We start from the raw sequence: 18,993 nt of genomic DNA, 5'->3' as shown, positions 1-18,993 counted from the left end.
CATGGCTTATATCCCCATTTCTGAAGAAAGGGGTTTTACGCCACTTTTTTGATAAAAATTGTAAAGGAAAGAGATTCTACCTTGCACAGTCCTCTTACTCGTTATTTCCTAGTGAAACTAGATTACAGCTATTTCAAGGCGACGGTTTTTGAAATCTAGGAAGATGTTATTCCTCCAAAAAAATATATTACGACCATGTCCTTTTTGCCCGTTATTTAATAAATAAAAGGTGAAAGGAGGTGAGCGACAATGGCACAAGCGTTATTAGAAGGGACGAAGCTTCGTTTGGTGTTTCAAACAGGAATGGATGATGAAGGAAATCCAATCCTAAATGCCAAGACGTTTAGCAATGTCAAAAAGGAAGCAAGTGTAGATCAATTGTATCAAGCAGCACATGCGATTTCTGGTTTATGCAATGGCAGGCTGAACAAAGTGGAGCGCAATGACAGCTCCGAAATATTAGCTTAATAGTCAGGAGAATTACTGAAGCGATAGGAGGTGAAAAGCATGGCAAAAACATTGGAATTGCAATTTGGCACGGAGTTTGGAAAGACTGGACGTATTTCGGTGGACAATCCGAAAGAGCCAATTGATGAGGAATCCGTGAAACTAGCAATGGAACAGATTATTACTGCAGAAGTTTTCACAACGGCGAGCGGCAAGTTTGTCGCTGCAAAAGGAGCAAGAGTCATTGACCGCAATGTGACAGAATATGAACTCGTTTAATAAGGATGGGGCCGGCTTCATAATGAAGTTGGCCCCTCTTAGCATAGTAAGATTCGCTTATTTTTTGTTACAAAGTTGGTATTGGTTATACCAATTGATAAAGTTGTCAACAACTGTATCGATAAATTTTATCGTGGGTTCATGGGTAAGAGTCCCTGTTTCATCGATTTTTTCATGAACGGCTCCTACATATACTTCATTTCCATGTAAAAGCGGAGAACAATATAATGCCTCCAATGATGAATAAATTTGGTTGATATATCACTATTTTGTATGTTCAGGCTATAAAATATTTACATTTCCTCGAACTTTCATAAGGAGTCTACGAAGTTCCACTATTTCCTTTTTAGTTTCCCCCATTCTACACCGTTGTTCCTGTTCTTTTTTTGCTATTTTTGTCCTCTTTTCTCTAACAGGAAGGAATGTTTCAGAGGGCTTAGGAAAAAACTAGGAAGGTCAAGGTGTTAGACTTCCCGCAGCGATAAACAGGTTAACAATACGGACCAGAAATGAAGATGATGATTTATGAGGTGAGTAGAAACATGCCGATGTTGGATGTGTACGGTATCAGCCTATATTATACCGTTAAGGGGGTAGGGGTTCCGATCATTTTTATTCACCCGCCATTACTCACGAGCGCAAATTTTATGTACCAGCTTGAAGAATTATCGCAAACATGTAAAGTGATTACCTTTGATATGAGAGGTCACGGAAGAAGTCAGTATTCAAATCAAGCGATCACTTATCCGCTAATTGTTGAGGATATTAGACATCTGTTAGATCATCTGGGAGTTAAGAAAGCGTTCATTTGCGGATATTCAACCGGTGGTTCTATTTTATTAGAATTTTTGCTGACCTACCCAGACAGGGCATTAGGGGGTATTGTTGTTAGCGGATTGTCGGAAGTGAAGGATAAGTATCTAACGCGGAGGATTTCTTTAGCCATCAAACTAGCTAACGCGAGAACACTTTCTGTATTGGCGTTATCCGTTTCATGGAGCAATTCCAATTCACGGGAATCATTTAGAAAAATACTGAAAGAAGCACTAAAAGGAGAGGCAAGGAATATCGAGCAGTATTATCGTTATTGCCTACAATTTAATTGTACCAATCAGCTACAAAAGATTGATCACCCCATATTACTGGTCTTTGGTGCGAAAGATAAATCATTTCATTATTATGCAAACCTCCTGCACGAAAAATTGCCGCGTAATGAATTAATGTTCATTAGAAATGAAAAGCATCAGATTCCTACAAAGGCAGCGGCTGAATTAAACCGAATGATTAATCAGTTTATTCAAAAACATGACCAAGTGGGGAACTCCATTAAAACCCGATAATGTAGTTCCCTTGAAAATAAACATTTATAGTTTGATTTCGTCATAGAACCTACACGACGGTAAGCCTGGAGCACTAAAAAGTTGTCAAAATAGATGGTGCCTTGTACTCTCTAATCGGTTATTCCGTGACTGATGATTTCTACATGGACAGATGGGATAATTTGAATCTTTGGGTAATCCTCTTCCCAATTCAATTTTTTCCATTTATCGGGGTAAAAGGCAATGATCCTTCTTCCAATTCCTAAACCGTCACAATTAGCTTCCTGAATTTTTTTTATGACCGTTTTCGCTTCGTTTGTAAGCTCTTTTGATAACATTTCATTTAACTTTTGAATCTCCTCTTCTGAAGCCAATCGATTATGAGGGTACTCAATGACATCCATTTTCAAGTTTAAATGGATATGAGCGTTTATCTCTCCAGACTTTTTTACTTCTACCTCTAGTTTTCTTTTCATTTTCTTTACATCAACTGTAATGTAATTATTCATGAAAGGTCTAGTAGAGCTATTCACTTTTTTTGTGAAGCGAGCCATTTTTCCTTTTTCATTTTCCATGAGAAGATACATGATCGATTGATCCACCGTTAAATGCTTTCCAGAATATTTATTCCCGTGAAACATTGCCAACCCCTTTACTGATGCGCGCGATTTACTTTTATCCAATTTAATATAAGGAATCAAGAAATCCTGGCCTGGATCAAGCATTTTTGCAAATATTGATTCAATATTTTCACGGTTAACAATAGTTAAATCCTGTAAACTTTTCATTGAATTTATTAAATATTTACTGATTTCTTCGCCGCCAATTAATTTTAGGTTAATTAGATCAATAGCCATTCCTTCTACTACCGCCGGACGGGCACCTAACGCGGTTTTTGGATTACGATATAAAACATCTAAAAATGAATTTATATCTTGTTTAGCAAGAGCCTCGCCAATTAACAGTACCCTTAATTTTGAAGAGTCAAATGTTCCCGATATTTTAGAATCAATTTTTATTTGAGCTTCTCTTGGAGTATTGGCGATAGCTGAAACAATTTCAACTATTTGTTGTTGTGAACCTCCTTTTCCTCCTTGTGTGCTCCTCGGAAATGATGCAGCATATAATAGCTTTCCATCACTCGTCAGATCACTTGAACTCGCCATGGCAAGACTCGCTTCTTTTAATGGGTTCTGATCCCAACAACCTGAGAGAAATAATAAGCACAACAGAACAAGAAGGTATTTTAGTCCTTTCAATAGTTTTTCACTCCAGTTTCTTTTTTTCGTGTAAGATACGAAATTAGTAGAAGCGTTAAGGGGAGCAACAATACTAGGACCATTCCGGCATTGGTAACAAATTTAGTAAAGAATTTTATTGTTTCCCTGTTATCAATGATAAGCGCGATGAGAGCAGCTACTCCTGCAACATAGGGTACGAACCTAGAATGAGTAGGCTGTCCGAATAGAGTAGCTACTCCAATGGATGCAATATATAAATAATTTACAAATGAAGTGGTTACCATCACCATCCAAATCGATATAAACACTAAATCCGTACGTTCTACCACACCGAAGGAGAAGGATTTAATAAGATACAAAATGGGTTCCGGGATGATTTTCATTTCTCTAGGACTAAAATAGGCTAAGGAAGCAACTACCAAATAGGTATAAAAAAGAGTAACAAAAAGGTTCGCGATCGTTACGGCTTTTAACTTTCCTTTTGCCGGACCTTGAACAAACGGGCCTATAACTAAATACGCATCAAAACCAAGGATGGCTAACGTGGCTTCTTTCGATCCATTAAAAACCGATAACCATCCGGTTTTGGCCATGGGTAATAGATAGAGGAAGTTTGCATCCTTGAAGCTTAATGCAACTAAGACAAAGAGAACTAGTAAGAAAAAGGAAACAAAAACACTAAAACGTGCAATAATGCGTAAATTTTGTTTACCTAAGTAAACTCCTGTAAAAACCAAAAGCAGGATGACAACGAAAATTGGCGTATTTTCCAGAACCCATATTTTCAAAAGGTGGCTATACAAAATAAGCACTGCACTTGCAAAAAGTGTAAACTGAAAGGCATATATAGACACCATTATTTTACCCAGAATTTCTCCTATTAATTTTGGCAGGATTTCATAAAAAGTTAATGTAGGAAATCTACTATTTAATAACCAAAATATCACTAAAAAGATCTGAACAAAAATACCAGCAATAAGGATAGAAATCCATGCATCCTGTTTGGAAACCTTAAAGAGCGTATAGGGTAAAGATAATAATGCGATACCAATTTGTGTTTGTATGATATAGAATACCAGTTGTCCTTGTGTGATTGTATGTTCACTTTTCATCATCTTTTCCCCAGTCTCTGGAATTGGATTGTTGCTTAAGCTGCTGCGGATGAGGATCCAACGGACGATTGTTCAATTTCCAAATCGGCAATCGCAAAATAGAGTCTTTAAAATCTGTTATTCGGAGTGGAGCCAATGGCGCAAAGTAGGGTGTACCAAACGATTCTAACTTACATAAATGAATGAGAATAACCATAAAGCAAAACACAATCCCGATAAATCCCAACGTTGCAGCTGCTAACATAAATGGGAATCGTATAATACGCATCGATCCGCTCATTTCAGTTGAAGGCACTACGAAGGAAGAAATGGCGGTTATTGCTACGACGACAAGCATCGTATTTGAAATCAAACCTGCACTAACTACGGCATCGCCAATGACAAGTCCACCTACGATTCCAATGGTTTGTCCAATTGTAGTTGGCAATCTGATTCCGGCTTCTTGAATTAACTCTATGGTAATCAACATAATCAAAGCTTCAAGAAGTGGGGGAAAAGGAATGTTTTCAACCGAACTTTTAACTGGCAATATTAATTGGTCTGGCAAAACTTCATAGTGAAAAGCGATGATCGCAATATATAAAGATGGTAATCCTACGGCAAGAGAAAAACTTAGTAATCGAACGATTCGGAAAAAAGTGCCTAAGAAAAAGCGTGAATTATAATCATCGGGAGATTGATAAAATGAAAAAAAAGTAACAGGCAAAATCAATGCTGTAGGGGTGTTGTCCACCAATAGAACAACCCTACCCTCAAGCAAATTAGCCATGGTCCGGTCAGGCCTTTCGGTATTAAGCATTTGAGGGAAAGGTGAAAATGAAGAATCCTCAATAAGTTCCTCAAGATAGCTACTAGGCATAATAAAATCTGCGGAAATAGAATCAATCCTCCGTTCAATTTCCCTTATTAAATAAGTGTTAGCCAACTTATTCATATAGAGAAGTGCTACCTTCGTTTTTGTTTCATTCCCTACGGAAAAATACTTTACTGTTAAGTTTGGATTTAAAATACGTTTTCGAATTAACTGAATATTAACCCCTAGGCTTTCAATAAATCCATCGTGTGCCCCTCTTACTACTTTCTCACTTGAAGGTTCTGTAATACTCCTATTTCCAAATTTTTGTGTATTAATGGAGAATGCGTAAGCCTTTGTACTCACAAACAACAAAGTATTCCCATTAATTAGATCGTTTACCGCTTGTGACAGATTGGAACATGAAATCGTCTCTAAATTAATGACAGTGGCAATGTCTTCTCTGTCTTTAAAACTCTTTAGTTGAAAAAGCGGATCAATAATTTTATCTTGTATTAGTTCTTTATCAACGAGCGTTTCAATGAATACAATCGCGGTTTCAAAATCACCATTTGGTAGAGTTTGGATTTTTAAATCAGCTGTATGATTAAGAAGATTTTTTATATACGTCAGATTATCATTCATGTCTGAGAAAATTAATGGCCCTTCTACTTGTGTCTGATCCGTTTTTTTTAAAAGATTATTCTTTTTTTTCCTTTTTTTGAATAAATCCATTTACCAACCCTCCCAAAAAATGCATATTATTTAGGTTGTGTTAAAGTGGTTTATTTATTCAAACGAACTTCTTTAATATGTAAGAGGCGGGCTTCACCATGAAGCCCGCCTCATTTAATAACTAGCTAGAATTTTGCTCGTCTGTACATCAAATAATTTTTCCGATATAATAATCAATCGCTGGATGAAATAGTATGATTCACTTGTTCATACGTTTTTTCGAATTCAACTGCTACATCAATATCTAAAGCTGTTACTCCTTTTGCAGCCCATGAGCTGAGCGAGACAGTAACAGCTTTATATTGAACATTGATAAATGGATGATGTTGGTTTGCTTCAGCAATTTGGCCGATTGCTGAAACAAACTGTATACCTTGCAGGTAATCTTTAAACATATATTTCCTTTCGATCCATTTATCCCGCATTAACGGGCAGTAAGACCCCCACTTCAAGACTTAGAGGGAATCAATAAGGATAAGTAGGGGATCAACTGCCCGTAAAAGCCCGATTGGTTCAACTAACAATCAGTGGGGGATGGAAAAACCCCCCACTGATTGAAGTTTCACTTTATCGTTTTTTACCTTCCAGTTTTGAAGTTTTGCACACTCCAACTGAATTTCTAAAGGAGTCAATGCTGTTAACATCCTTGACTTTCCTTTTGAAGTGGAAGTAACGATAATCCATTTTTGATAAGACGTTGAAGCTCTTCTGTTTTGCTAAGATGGAGCAATTCTTGATGGACCTGTTCTGTTTCTAACGTTTGTACACCATGCTCACAGAACAATTCCAGAATTTCCAAGCGCAGCAGCCATTCTTTTGGATAAGAGCTTCTCAACACTTGAAGAACGTTTTGAACAACAGCCCAACTATTTTCATCCAGTGTCTTTTTTTTACGAATATCTCTGATTGCTTGGTACATATTTTCTAGTTCAGTTAACAGTCTTGGTGCTGTTGCAGCCTTTTTAGGTATTTCTTCTACACCGAAGAATGCTTCTGCATCAGCAGCCCCTGGAAATGCAGATGTAACGCTTGAGCCTACCGCCATGTCGAACGTTCCCCACTGTTCTTCAAATAACACTTGATCTCCTAATGTGACTTTGCAGCTTTCGAAGGAAATGAGATTTAGTTTGTTTTTGTTTCGGATAATAGTTGAAACAATTCCCGATACTTGAATACCGCTCTTAAAAGTCAAAGTCGATTTACGACCATTTTCAATTCCAAAAGTCAGAAGGTCATCTTCAGTACATTCTTCAAGAGAAATACCCCCTTCTAATAAACCAATTGGAGTACCAAATCCACCACTATGAATCGCTTTCGAATGTCCAAGAAGCTCCTGATCATTTATAGCCAAAGCTGTAGGCCCTGTTGTTTTCACATAAATGGCTTCTCCATCTGAATCTTTAAGCATTTTTTCGATCGTTCCGGTAATTTGTAATCCGGAATTCAGGACAAATGTCGACGTACTGCCTGATTGAAGCGCCTTATCTAAGCTCTCCGTTCCGCCTTTTCGAAAGGCCATTGAATCGGCAAACTTTTCGATAGCCTCTGTTAATTGATCAAAGCTCTCACAAACAAATAATTGCGGCTGCATGGTCGTTACATCGTAGCTTGTTTGAATACAAGTCTCTATAGAAAAAGGAAGTTTTACTACGTTTTCAGATAGGCAATGCTTGCTTTCTCCTACAGAAGATAACAGTCCGGCACCGTATATTTGCGGGTTTTCCAACGTTCCTATTAAACCGTACTCCACTGTCCACCAGAAAATCCGCGAGATTTGATCTGCTTCTGACAAACCCGTTACTGCTTTTTTCCTATCGCTTAGCAATCGTTTTGCTTCTTCGATTTGTTCAGGTGTGGAATGGCGATCTTCCATGACAATCGAAAGATTTCTTACAGCCTCAAATACTTCATGTTTTGCTTTTGTCGCAAATGCCTTTGAACCAATTTCTCCAAATCGTTTGACGTATGAAGCATATTTAGAATCAAATAGGATTGGTGCATGACCTACGGATTCATGGATAATATCCGGTGCCGGTGTATATTCGATGTTTTCTACCTTTCGAATAGCCACGGCAATTGGCAAAATACCATGTGCTTGAAAATCATAAAAGGCAACACCTGGAATTAATCCATCTACAATCGCAGCTCCCCAGCCAATTTTTGAAAGATGCTCGTTCATGTCTGATACATTTGGTATTGCCTCTGTGTCAATACCTGATGCCCGGAGACCTTCCACATATGCCGGATGTGCAGAATCCTTTAGAGCATGATGATTTTGTCTCATTACATATCGCCATACCGCATGATCAATCGGTGTGTACTCTTCATAGTGTTGCTCCGAGACAAATTGTCTCAAATGAGCTGGAATCTGTTTTGTGGATTTTGATAGTTCGTTCATACTAGATTTCATCCTTTCTATCTTTTCAATGTTGTTGTGAATTCTCTTAATTCTCTTAACAAGGTAATCGAATTCTCTGTTTCATCATTACTCCTCCTTCCATAAAAAAATCCCTACTGGAATAACCAGTAGGGACGAATAGACTTCGCGGTACCACCCTAGTTGCGAGCATACGCTCACCACTTCATTCTGATAACGGCTATGACGCCGTCTTTCCCTTCATAAAGACTGATGTCTTTACTACGAAAAAGAAACTCCGGGAGTGTAATTCATGCTTACGTTTGTACTGATTCGCACCGACCATCAGCTCTCTGAAGACAAAATTGCTAAGCACTACTGTATTCCCTTCCATGCTTGTATACTATTAAATTTTTATAGACTAAATAAAAAGTCCCTACTGGAATAACCAGTAGGGACGAATAGACTTCGCGGTACCACCCTAGTTGCGAGCATACGCTCACCACTTCATTCTGATAACGGCTATGACGCCGTCTTTCCCTTCATAAAGACTGATGTCTTTACTACGAAAAAGAAACTCCGGGAGTGTAATTCATGCTTACGTTTGTACTGATTCGCACCGACCATCAGCTCTCTGAAAACAAAATTGCTAAGCACTACTCTATTCCTTTCAACGCTCTACACTATATAACATTTCTTTTAGTAAATCGAATTATAAAGGGAGATTAGTCATATTGTCAAGGTTTAAATATTATAATGATATAGTATTAACTCAAATCTGCTCCAATACTGATTTTTCTTATTCCATTTCGAAAAAAATGTTAAAATATGTGACCTTTTCTAAAGACTGTTTTCGCAAGTACTGTTGCTTTTATTACTAAATCTGCCTAATTCCATTGATTCGGATGGAAATTTTCATTCTCTTCATGATTTTAAATGCGAATTCCACCAATTCTTCTCTAAAAGATCTTGCTATATTTAGCTTTTTAGCGAATTTTATGATATATCAGCGACTCTGTTGGTTTTATCAGCGACTTGTTATGATATATCAGCGACTTTGTTACTTTTATCAGCGACTTGTTATGATATATCAGCGAATTGAAGGGTAATTGTAATTTTTTCCTCCTAATGCAATCGCTGCCGATTCATCTCAAGATTAAAACCCCTAGTGTTCTCGGCTATTTAATAAAATTTAACAACATCTTCAAAAGGCAAGAATGTTCTTTCACCAGCTTCTTCGTTTGGTTCACCAAATGGCATTTGTGCTATTAAGCTCCATTCTCCAGGAATATTCCAAGTTTGTTTCACTTCTTGATCTATAATTGGATTGTAATGCTGTAGTGACGCTCCAATTCCTTCAGCAGATAAAGACATCCATATTGCGTACTGCAACATTGCACTTCCTTGTTGTGACCAATTAGGGAAATTTTCTTTATAGGATGGTGCATTTTCTTGCATTTGTTTTACTGTTTCTTGGTTTTCAAAGAATAGAACTGTCCCCACTCCATCGCGGAATCCTTGTAATCGTTCTACGGTTGCTCCAAAGTTTTCCTCTGGAACAAGTGGACGTAGCGTTTCTTTTACGATATCCCAGAACTTTTCATGCTCAGCGTCCATAAGCACAACAATGCGTCCACTTTGCATATTAAAAGATGTTGGTGCATGTAAAGCTGTTTTTAATACTTCGTTGATTCTTTCTTTTGTAATATTTTCATTCTTTTTCACCTTACGAATAGAACGACGGTTGATGATTGCTTCTTTTAAAGTTGTTGTAGTTGTAGTTGTTGTAGTTGTTGACATTTTGATTCCTCCATTTTTTGTTTAATATAAAAACTATATATATACATAGATCCTTTTACAGTTCGAACGTTATTTAAAGTAAGAAAATACCTACAACGGTCCACTACTGTTTGAATCTAGTATTAGCAATACCCATTCCTATCACATTGCATGCCATCAAGATCATTTGCCTTATTTTTTTCCAATTCCTTATCAATGACTTGTGCTAATTTTTCCTTGCTAGCTAACCCTTGAATAACTTCTTCGCCAATCACAAATGTTGGAACAGCCGATATTTTCGCTTCATCATAAGCATGTTTTAAAGCCTCTTGATGGGCTTCACGATATTTCCGCGCTACTAATGCTTCCTTAAAAGTATCCTTTGAAAGTCCCACATCACCGGCTATGTTTGTTAGTACTTCGATGTCCTCAATGTTTTGTTCTCCTTGGAAAAACGCGGTGAAAACTTTGTGATGGTATTCATTTCCCTTCCCATGTTCTTTCGCAAACTGGTATCCCTCAAAAGCCAAATTTGTATATGGATGAGGAGAAACACGCGGTAAACGCATTTCAATCCCCAACTTCTTCGCTGCAGGCTGAATAAAGGAATCCCAGGAGCCTAATTTTGCAGGATCCTGCCATGGGTCAATTTTCGGATATGGACTCGGACGTAATTCAAATGGCATCCATTCTACCTCAACATCTTTTTCCTTTGCGATTTCATCTAACGGGCCTTTTCCTAAAAAACAAAATGGACATATGAAATCAGAATAAGCTTTAATTTTTACAGTCATTTAGTTTCTCACCTTTCTCTTTATTATTTTTTCGTTGTAATGAAAATAGTTACAACGAGGAGTAAAAAAAATGTACGTCTCAATACAGAGAACTGCACATGGAGATTTATTTATTGTGAAGAATTTATCCTATTTATTAATGTTGTATCTACTTGTTCCATTGTAATGTTTTCCAATACGCTTTCCATTGCTTCTTGTGCTTGTACTAAAATAACTTCTAAAACATTTTGTATGTTAGCACCTATTGGGCAATCTGGATTTGGCTGCTCATGGATATGAAATAAGTTTTCTTCTTTTACAACGCTTACTGAACGATACACATCTAATAGCGTAATATCACATAAATCTTTCAAAAGAGAAGCCCCTCCAGTTCCACGGCGGACTTGAACTAGCCCAGCTTTCTTTAGATATGACAATATTTGTCGAATCACAACTGGGTTTGTATTTACACTTCCTGCCATAAATTCTGAAGTACAAATCGCTGCTGGATTATTGTTTATGAGAGATAAAATATGGACAGCAATTGTAAAGCGGCTGCTAATTTTCAAATTCATCACCCCTCAATGTAACTATTATAGTTACAACTGAAATAGAAGTCAACTACTTGGTGATAAAAAATCTAAAATCATATCTGCAAGTTCAACGTCACATTGGGAAGGGCAAACTAAAATAAGGAATAAAAAACAAACCTTAGTTTTTTATTAATCAATTCTCACGGGTGATCCTTAAAGCACGTATTTGACCGAATCGATTAAAATATGGAACCTTGTCCTTTTTGATCCATCTAATCATTATATGGAAGAAGATAACTATCCATAACAGTCCTGCAAGGAAAACCACTCCAATTGTGAAAAGATTGACTAAAAGATCATTACCCATATATTTAGAAAATATTCTTGATAATGCTGAGCCCAATAAAGGCATATAGACAATAATGTAACGTCGGCTGAAACTTCCAAACCAGTTTCCCTTAACCGGTAGTAGTTTCATTCGAACAATTTTAGAACCAATTGTATTACCTTTCCATGTGACAGGGATAACTACCATTAGTACAAAGAAAACTATTGCAAACAAGATCTCTTCAACGAGTATTACTGGTCTCTTTAGTAATCCGAGAATAAAATTTGTAATCACTCTTGCAATAATAATGTTTAGAATCACCTCAATCAGCTGGGCACCAAAAGTTGCGATCTTTTGTTTATTATAAATGTGACTTTGCTCATTAATGGTTTCCCTGGTTGGAATTAACACCAAAAAGATTGGAGCGAATAGAAAACCAAGTACAGTTCCAAAAGTGTTAGTTAATAAATCATCTACATCAAAAATACGGTAAGGGCATTTAAATAATCCAAAAAGGGCCGTTCGTTGGGTTAACTCAAAGAAAAGTGATACACCAAATCCAATGATTACAGCATAAAACCATTTAATTTTCTTCTTAAAAAAATATCGCAAATAAACACCTAGGGGAAATAAAAGTATAATATTAAAAAACATTTGATAGAAAGACCGAGCAGCTAACAAATGGATGTAACTAGAAGGTACAGTCCAATTTAGGCTCGTTTCACGCTTGATATCTCGAATAAATTGAAAAGGTCGAAGTTGAGTAAAAGTTGCATCCGGATTAACCGAAACACAATTATTTCGAACATCAGGTATTGGAAAAATGACTAAAAAGAAAGCACTTAATCCATATAGGATAAAACTTAAAATTAGTAATGTTTTCCAAAAACTAAAATATCCATGTTTGCGATATTGATAAATCACCCATGGAAGCGTTAAAATAGACGCCATAAAAAAACAAACAAAAACTGCAATTAAAATTGGCATTACATATACTTGCATTTCATTCTCCCTTCAAAAAGAGCAATTATTTAACACCAAAGGATGGAAAAAGCAAAAACAGAAGAACGAGCAAAGCAAATGTTCCTTCTTTCTGTCTACTAAATACATTCGCCCAAACAACAGTAATAAACAAATATGTTAAGTGCGTAAATATGTAACATTATCATCAGATGAAGAAAAAAAATGAACCTCTTTCCAATTTTTTTAAGGTACCTTTTCGCTATCATAATTTAGTTTCTTTCATTTTTCCCCACGATATGTAAAATAGTTTTTCATTATATTTTCAATTTCATTAAACGTTTTTATCAGCTTTATGAAAATGTAATGGTCACATAATGTCCGCCACTTCTCTCATTTCCCCAAAAATTAAAAAAAGGCTGAATCAAAAGTCGTTAGCATAAACAACTTTGAAATTCAGCCTTTTGTGTTAGGTAAACCTTCACCTTTTATTATAAAATTTCATTGTCCTTTTGTCGTAATCGTTGCACAAGGAACAGGGCTCCTCCAAGGATTACGACAAGTATACCTGCGAATAGCCAGTTATACATGGTTGTTGCAGTATTAGGTAAATCGGAAGCTGGTGATGGTTTTTTATCAGTTAATCCCGATTCTGGTGATGGTTTTTTATCCTTTAAATCATTAGGATGAAAGACGGCAAATGTACTAAAGTGATTAGTCTTTGCTCTAAGCTGACCGTTTTCGAACGTTCCGCCTACTAATTCCCATTCCTTCTTATCTTCGTTCCAATAGTACACTTTTAATTCTTCAGGATGATCAACCTTAAGATTATCAGTAGGAAATACAAGCTCAATATCATGGTCAAAATGATGGATGATTTTATCCCCCTGCTTAATGGTAAATTCATACACTGCACTTATCGCCAAATTGGAAGAAGGAAGCTTCTTGGGATTTTTACCTACTCTTTCTAAACTGATAATCAGGTCTTCCCCTTTAGCAAAGTTGACAGCTGGGATAAGCAGTTGGACATCATCCTTCACAACTTGAATCATTGCTTGTTTATTGATTAAAGTTTCTAGTTGCCCGGCTGTAAATTTGATTGTTTTTACCTCGTCCAGACTATTCTTTAGTTCAACAATCAATGTTCCGTTATCATCAATCAGGTTCACTTGCTCATCCGAAACGGTTACGGTTCCTCCATCTTTCACAGGTACGGTCGTTACGACAGATTGTAGACGCGTCACTGTAATAATATAAGTGGTTGTTTGTCCATTTTGAGCGGTTACTTCGATTGTTATGGTGTTTTTGCCAACACCCAAATTGATGACTTCACTTTCTTGTCCACTCGTCGTTTGTTTCCCGTTTATTTTTACCGTTGCGTTAGAATCCGCTATGGTTGGGGTTAGTTTTATGGTATGAATACTGTCCCCTACATTCATGCTATATTGAGTGGTTCCTGGTTTAAATTCAGGATTCAAGTTGCCATTACTACTCGTTAACTGGCTAAGTGTTGCGTCACTTGAGAGGACATGAACAGTTACTGTTATAGTTGCCGCATGTTGTCCATCGCTTGCACGGATAGAAAGTGTATGCATAGCTTTTGTTGCTGCATGTAACCTTGAAGCATTTGCTACTGTGATTACTCCAGTAGTTTCATTAATCGTAAAAATCCCATCGTCATTCCCTGAAGTGATCGTGTACGTGACCGCATCTCCATCGGCATCGCTAGCCGTTACGGTTCCAACTGCTGTTCCGTTTGCAGCCTTTTCATCAACAGTAAATACTGCATCTTTCGCAACCGGTGTATTGTCATTGAGATTATTTAACTGGATCGTCACGGTTGAATTCGCACTATGTGTTCCATCACTTACTTGTACCGTTAACGTAAAGCTCTTGATTTTTTCATAATCTAATTGGCCGCTATCTGCTACCGTTATTTTTCCGGTAGTCGCATCAATCGCGAACGCACCGATGTCATTTCCACCAATGACTCGATAGCTTAGGGTGTCTCCATCATCATCACTTGCCATTACGGTTCCTATCTCTGTTCCGTTTGCGGCATTTTCATCAATCGTAAATACTGTATCCTTCGTAACCGGTGTATTGTCGTTCAAATTATTTAGATTAATCGTCACTCGTGTATCGGCAGTATAAGTTCCATCACTTACTTGTACCTTTAGCGTAAAACTCTGAATGGTCTCATAATCTAGTTTGCTGCTATCTGCTACCGTTATTTTTCCAGTCGTCGCATCAATCGCAAACGCAGCTGATTCGTTTCCTGAGATGATCCTATACGTAAGCGGATCTCCATCGGCATCACTTGCCGTTACGGTTCCTACCACGGTTCCATTTGCGGCATTTTCATCAATTGTAAACGCTGCATCTTTCGCAACCGGTGTATTGTCATTGAGATTATTTAGGTTAATCGTCACAGATGTCTCGCCTGTATTTTTGCCATCACTTACTTGGATGGTTAACGTAAAGCTTTTAACGACTTCATAATCTAGTTTGGTTGAATCCACTACGGTGATTTCACCACTAAAAGAGTCAATGGCAAAAGCACCTGCTGCGTTTCCTGCAATAATCTTGTAGGTAAAACTGCTTCCTGCATCAGCATCCGTTGCCGTTACGGTCCCGACGGATGTACCAATCACAGTATTTTCATCAATGTTTTTCGTAAATCCTTGTGGTACTGGACTGTTATCATTTAGATCATTGACGTTAATAGTGATCGTCGCGATATCTGTTTCGCTAGTACTATTAGCAAATAATGCCCTTAATAATGTGAAAGGTATAAGGTATCCGTTCGGTACAATCGTATCACTGGCTTGTACCTTTAATTGATAAGATGTTTTCGTTTCATAATCTAATTGACTACCATCCGCTACTGTAATTTCTCCTGTAACAGCATCGATCTTGAACGTACCTGTTTCATTTCCTGACAGGATCCTAAATGTTAGCGGATCTCCATCGGCATCACTGGCGCTAACGGTTCCAATAAAAGTTCCGTTTGCAGCATTTTCATCAACGCTGAATACTGCATCTTTCGCAACCGGTGTATTATCATTCAAATTATTTAGGTTAATCGTCACGGTTGTATCTGCTGTATTTGCACCATCACTTACTTGTACGGTTAATGTAAAGCTTTTAACGGTTTCATAGTCTAGTTTTGTTTCATCCGCTACTGTTACTTCACCGCTATTTTCATTAATTTCAAACGCTCCTGTTGAGTTTCCAGAAGTAATTTTGTAAGTAAAACTACTTCCCGCATCAGCATCCGTTGCTGTTACGTTCCCAACGGATGTTCCGTTCGCTGTATTTTCATCAATATTTTTCGTAAATCCTTGTGGAACAGGACTGTTATCATTTAGATCATTGACATTAATGGTGATCGTCGCGATATCTGTTTCGGTTGTACTATTAGCAAACAATGCCCTTAATAATGCATAAGGTGTAAGGTAACCGTTCGGAGTAATCGTATCACTGACTTGCACCTTTAATTCATATGATGTTTTCGTTTCATAATCCAGTTGACGGCCATCTGCTACGATAATATCACCTGTTGTTGCATTAATCGCGAAGGCACCTGATTCATTTCCAGAGAGGATTCGATAACTTAAAGGATCTCCATCGGCATCACTTCCGATAACGGTTCCAACAAAAGTTCCGATTGCGGCATTTTCATCAACGGTAAATACCGCATCCTTCACAACTGGTGTATTGTCATTCAAATTATTTAAGTGGATCGTTACGGTTGTATCTGCCGTATTCATTCCATCACTGACTTGTACGGTTAACGTAAAGCTTTTGACGGTCTCATAATCTAGTTTGGTTGAATCCGCGACGGTTATTTCGCCATTACTAGTGCCAATAGCAAACGCGCCTTCAGTGTTTCCTGCAGTAATCTTGTAAGTAAAACGGCTTCCAGCATCGGCATCGGTTGCTGTAACAGTTCCAATCGATGTTCCATTTGCTAAGTTTTCATCAACGGTTGTCGTAAACCCTTTTGGAACTGGACTGTTATCATTAAGATCATTGACGTTTATTTTTACGGTTACCGTAGTTTTATCGAGTCCATCACTTACTTGTATCGCTAATGTGTAGGATTGCGTTGTTTCATAGTCTAATAGACTACCATCAGCTACCTTTATTTCTCCAGTTGCCGAATTCAATTCGAAAACATGGTTCGAATTTCCTGAAAGAATACTGTAGGTCAGGGAATCACTATCTAAATCACTAGCAGTTATCGTTCCTACTGTTGTACCAGTAGGTGCATTTTCATCAACAGTAAAAGTGGTGTCTGTTGCCGCAGGTGGACGATTTCGATTCACCAGTACCGTATAGGTCGCAGTCGTTCCGTCTTGTGCCGTAACAACGATTGGAATCGAGTTTTTCCCTGCTCCAAGACTAATTAAACCCGATTCCTGTCCGCTTGTTACAGGATTACCACCCACTGTCACTGTTGCATAAGAATCAGCTACGGTTGGAGTTAAGCGAATCTGATCGGTACCATTAGGTACACTGACGTTATACTGCTTGATTGACGGGTTAAATGCTGGGCTCAATGTCCCTGCACTGACGGTTAATTTACTCAAATCTGCATTACTTGATGGTGCTTTTCGGGTAAGATTCAATGTATATGGTTTGACTGTTGTGCCATCTTCAGCCGTAACAAAAACGGTTATGGTATTGCTACCTACCATTAATGGTATAGATACTGAAGTACCACTAGCAACGGAATTCCCATTCACTTTTACAGTTGCCTTAGCATCTGCGACTGTTGGGGTTACTTGGATGGTTTGGATAGCATGGTCTACGTTAGCTGTGTAGTTCAATGTCCCTGCTGAAAAACCAGGTGTCAATGTCCCTGAACTAAGGGTTAAGTTATTCAAATCAGCATTACTTGACACAGAGACTAAACCAAAGTCTTCACTTGTACCACTTAAATAAGATATTTTTCTTAAATCGTTATCTAACATGACAACCATAAAATTTTCGTTTGCATCAATCGCATAGGTGATTTCACTTGGAGAACTATTAATTAAGCTAGGGGAAACTTCCTTTGTCCCTTTCGACCATTTATCTCCATCCTTAACCAGCGCGAAAAAGCCTATTTGTGATGGTGGCCAATCCTTCGATTCTGAATACATTAATAAAATAGGTTTAGAGTTTTTGATATTCACTTTGACAGGGTACGTTATTTTATTTTGATCCGTGTAAACCACTTCTTGTTTCCATGTACCTGATTGATTCGTTTGAAAATGCGTTGTAAAGGTTTCATTATCTATATCATTTGCCCAGCTGTTGCCTTCATAGTAAGAAAAATAAATTTTCCCAGAAAAATCCACAACAAATGGTGTGTAACGATAGTCTTTCTGATCCTTAACTGCATCTACAATTTTTTCTGGAGAAGAAAACTCACTATCAGTAGTTTTCTTGTAAGTATAATAATAATTTCCATAATAATCATTCTGATTATCTTCTTTGACATACGTAATGTGAATCGTATTATTTTGATCGACTTCGATTTGAGGGTCTTTCACTTCATCGATCGCACTTGCCCCACTAACAATGGTCTTGGTAGTCCACGATCCGGATTGATTCGTAGCATAGTGAATTTCATATTTTCTAGGGTCGTTGGCATCATTGTATACATAAACGATATGTGCTTTTCCATTTGAATCGATTGCGATACTTGGATTAGAGATGTTTTTCCAACCATTTGGATCAGAATATCCCTCTACCATTTGATAAGACCAGCTGCCATTTTTATAAACACCGTATTCTACACCCCTATGGCTAGTGACGCCTGAACCCTTATAATATAAAAATGCAGCATATATATTATTGTTAGCATCAATAGCTATATCCGATGGACCGCTAAATCCAGTATCCCCCGTAGCAGTGGTCGAAACGGCGGTTATCTCTTTCCAATTTCCCTCTTCCCATTTTTTAATAGCAATCGCAGTACTATTTTTTACATGTGAAAGATAAAGATCACCGCTCGGACTATTAACTAGATTGCTATAGGCCCAAGTATTCTGATCAAATTGATGAATCATTTTTTCTGTAATCGTATTACTCACAGCAGAAACATGTTGTTGTGTACTAAATGGAGATACAAAGGCTATTTGTAAAACTAGTACAAATGCAACGAATGCTTTGAGTTTAAAAATTTTCAACCGTACATCCCACCCTCTCAGATAACCTTTATTAAGTTATAAATCAAATAAATAACTACTTCCTAAACACCCCCAAAAATAATAACTTAATTCCTCCCAAACGATTTCGAAAGGTCTCTTATTGAGGCGCTTCCTTCAATATATGGGATAATTATC

Annotated in this window: 13 protein-coding genes and 2 other annotated features; of the genes, 3 read left to right on the top strand and 10 right to left on the bottom strand. The window is 37.5% G+C overall.

Translation table 11 applies throughout. From position 1 onward, the window contains the following. Nucleotides 1-249 precede the first annotated feature (249 nt). The 3 genes from RTR43_RS16350 (at nucleotide 250) to RTR43_RS16335 (ending at nucleotide 2,066) form a co-directional block, all read left to right on the top strand. Nucleotides 250-468, top strand: coding sequence for a DUF1659 domain-containing protein (locus RTR43_RS16350; protein ID WP_312473291.1), 219 nt, complete (start codon nucleotides 250-252; stop codon nucleotides 466-468). 39 nt (nucleotides 469-507) lie between these two features. Further along, nucleotides 508-726: a DUF2922 domain-containing protein gene (locus RTR43_RS16345; RefSeq protein WP_312473290.1), complete on the top strand. Its 219-nt coding sequence runs from the start codon at nucleotides 508-510 to the stop codon at nucleotides 724-726. A 542-nt stretch (nucleotides 727-1,268) separates the two neighbouring features. After that, entirely contained in the window at nucleotides 1,269-2,066 is a 798-nt protein-coding gene (locus tag RTR43_RS16335; protein WP_312473289.1) for an alpha/beta fold hydrolase, read from the top strand. Nucleotides 2,067-2,176: 110 nt separating this feature from the next. Here RTR43_RS16335 and RTR43_RS16330 read toward each other — a convergent pair whose 3' ends face one another. From RTR43_RS16330 to RTR43_RS16285, 10 genes are all read right to left on the bottom strand, one after another. After that, nucleotides 2,177-3,304, bottom strand: a complete 1,128-nt coding sequence (locus RTR43_RS16330) for a Ger(x)C family spore germination protein (protein WP_312473288.1) — start codon at nucleotides 3,302-3,304, stop codon at nucleotides 2,177-2,179. Next, complete coding sequence (locus RTR43_RS16325) at nucleotides 3,301-4,401, bottom strand: GerAB/ArcD/ProY family transporter (RefSeq protein ID WP_312473287.1); 1,101 nt, start codon at nucleotides 4,399-4,401, stop codon at nucleotides 3,301-3,303. The genes RTR43_RS16330 and RTR43_RS16325 overlap by 4 nt, the downstream gene beginning before the upstream one ends. Continuing rightward, nucleotides 4,388-5,926 carry a spore germination protein gene (locus RTR43_RS16320; RefSeq protein ID WP_312473286.1) on the bottom strand — a complete coding sequence of 513 codons (1,539 nt, stop codon included), beginning with the start codon at nucleotides 5,924-5,926 and terminating at the stop codon, nucleotides 4,388-4,390. Before RTR43_RS16320 ends, RTR43_RS16325 begins: the two co-directional genes overlap by 14 nt. Before the next feature lie 173 nt (nucleotides 5,927-6,099). After that, nucleotides 6,100-6,351: a 4a-hydroxytetrahydrobiopterin dehydratase gene (locus RTR43_RS16315; protein WP_312473285.1), complete on the bottom strand. Its 252-nt coding sequence runs from the start codon at nucleotides 6,349-6,351 to the stop codon at nucleotides 6,100-6,102. 212 nt (nucleotides 6,352-6,563) lie between these two features. After that, nucleotides 6,564-8,324, bottom strand: a complete 1,761-nt coding sequence (locus RTR43_RS16310; protein WP_312473284.1) for an aromatic amino acid hydroxylase — start codon at nucleotides 8,322-8,324, stop codon at nucleotides 6,564-6,566. 127 nt (nucleotides 8,325-8,451) lie between these two features. Beyond that, nucleotides 8,452-8,684, bottom strand: a binding site (T-box leader). A gap of 48 nt (nucleotides 8,685-8,732) precedes the next feature. After that, nucleotides 8,733-8,965: a binding site (T-box leader), on the bottom strand. Between the two features lie 499 nt (nucleotides 8,966-9,464). After that, nucleotides 9,465-10,082, bottom strand: a complete 618-nt coding sequence (locus tag RTR43_RS16305; RefSeq protein ID WP_312473283.1) for a nitroreductase family protein — start codon at nucleotides 10,080-10,082, stop codon at nucleotides 9,465-9,467. A 122-nt stretch (nucleotides 10,083-10,204) separates the two neighbouring features. Continuing rightward, complete coding sequence (locus tag RTR43_RS16300; RefSeq protein ID WP_312473282.1) at nucleotides 10,205-10,855, bottom strand: DsbA family oxidoreductase; 651 nt, start codon at nucleotides 10,853-10,855, stop codon at nucleotides 10,205-10,207. 110 nt (nucleotides 10,856-10,965) lie between these two features. Then, nucleotides 10,966-11,403 (bottom strand): Rrf2 family transcriptional regulator, encoded by a 438-nt coding sequence (locus RTR43_RS16295; protein WP_312473281.1) that lies wholly within the window; start codon nucleotides 11,401-11,403, stop codon nucleotides 10,966-10,968. A gap of 157 nt (nucleotides 11,404-11,560) precedes the next feature. After that, entirely contained in the window at nucleotides 11,561-12,697 is a 1,137-nt protein-coding gene (locus RTR43_RS16290; RefSeq protein WP_312473280.1) for a VanZ family protein, read from the bottom strand. A 449-nt stretch (nucleotides 12,698-13,146) separates the two neighbouring features. Then, nucleotides 13,147-18,837, bottom strand: coding sequence for a cadherin domain-containing protein (locus tag RTR43_RS16285; protein WP_312473279.1), 5,691 nt, complete (start codon nucleotides 18,835-18,837; stop codon nucleotides 13,147-13,149). Between the last annotated feature and the right edge of the window lie 156 nt (nucleotides 18,838-18,993).

The organism is Neobacillus sp. (assembly GCF_031988165.1).
Classification (GTDB): domain Bacteria; phylum Bacillota; class Bacilli; order Bacillales; family Cytobacillaceae; genus Neobacillus; species Neobacillus rhizosphaerae.
This window is presented reverse-complemented; position numbering and strand designations above follow the sequence as displayed.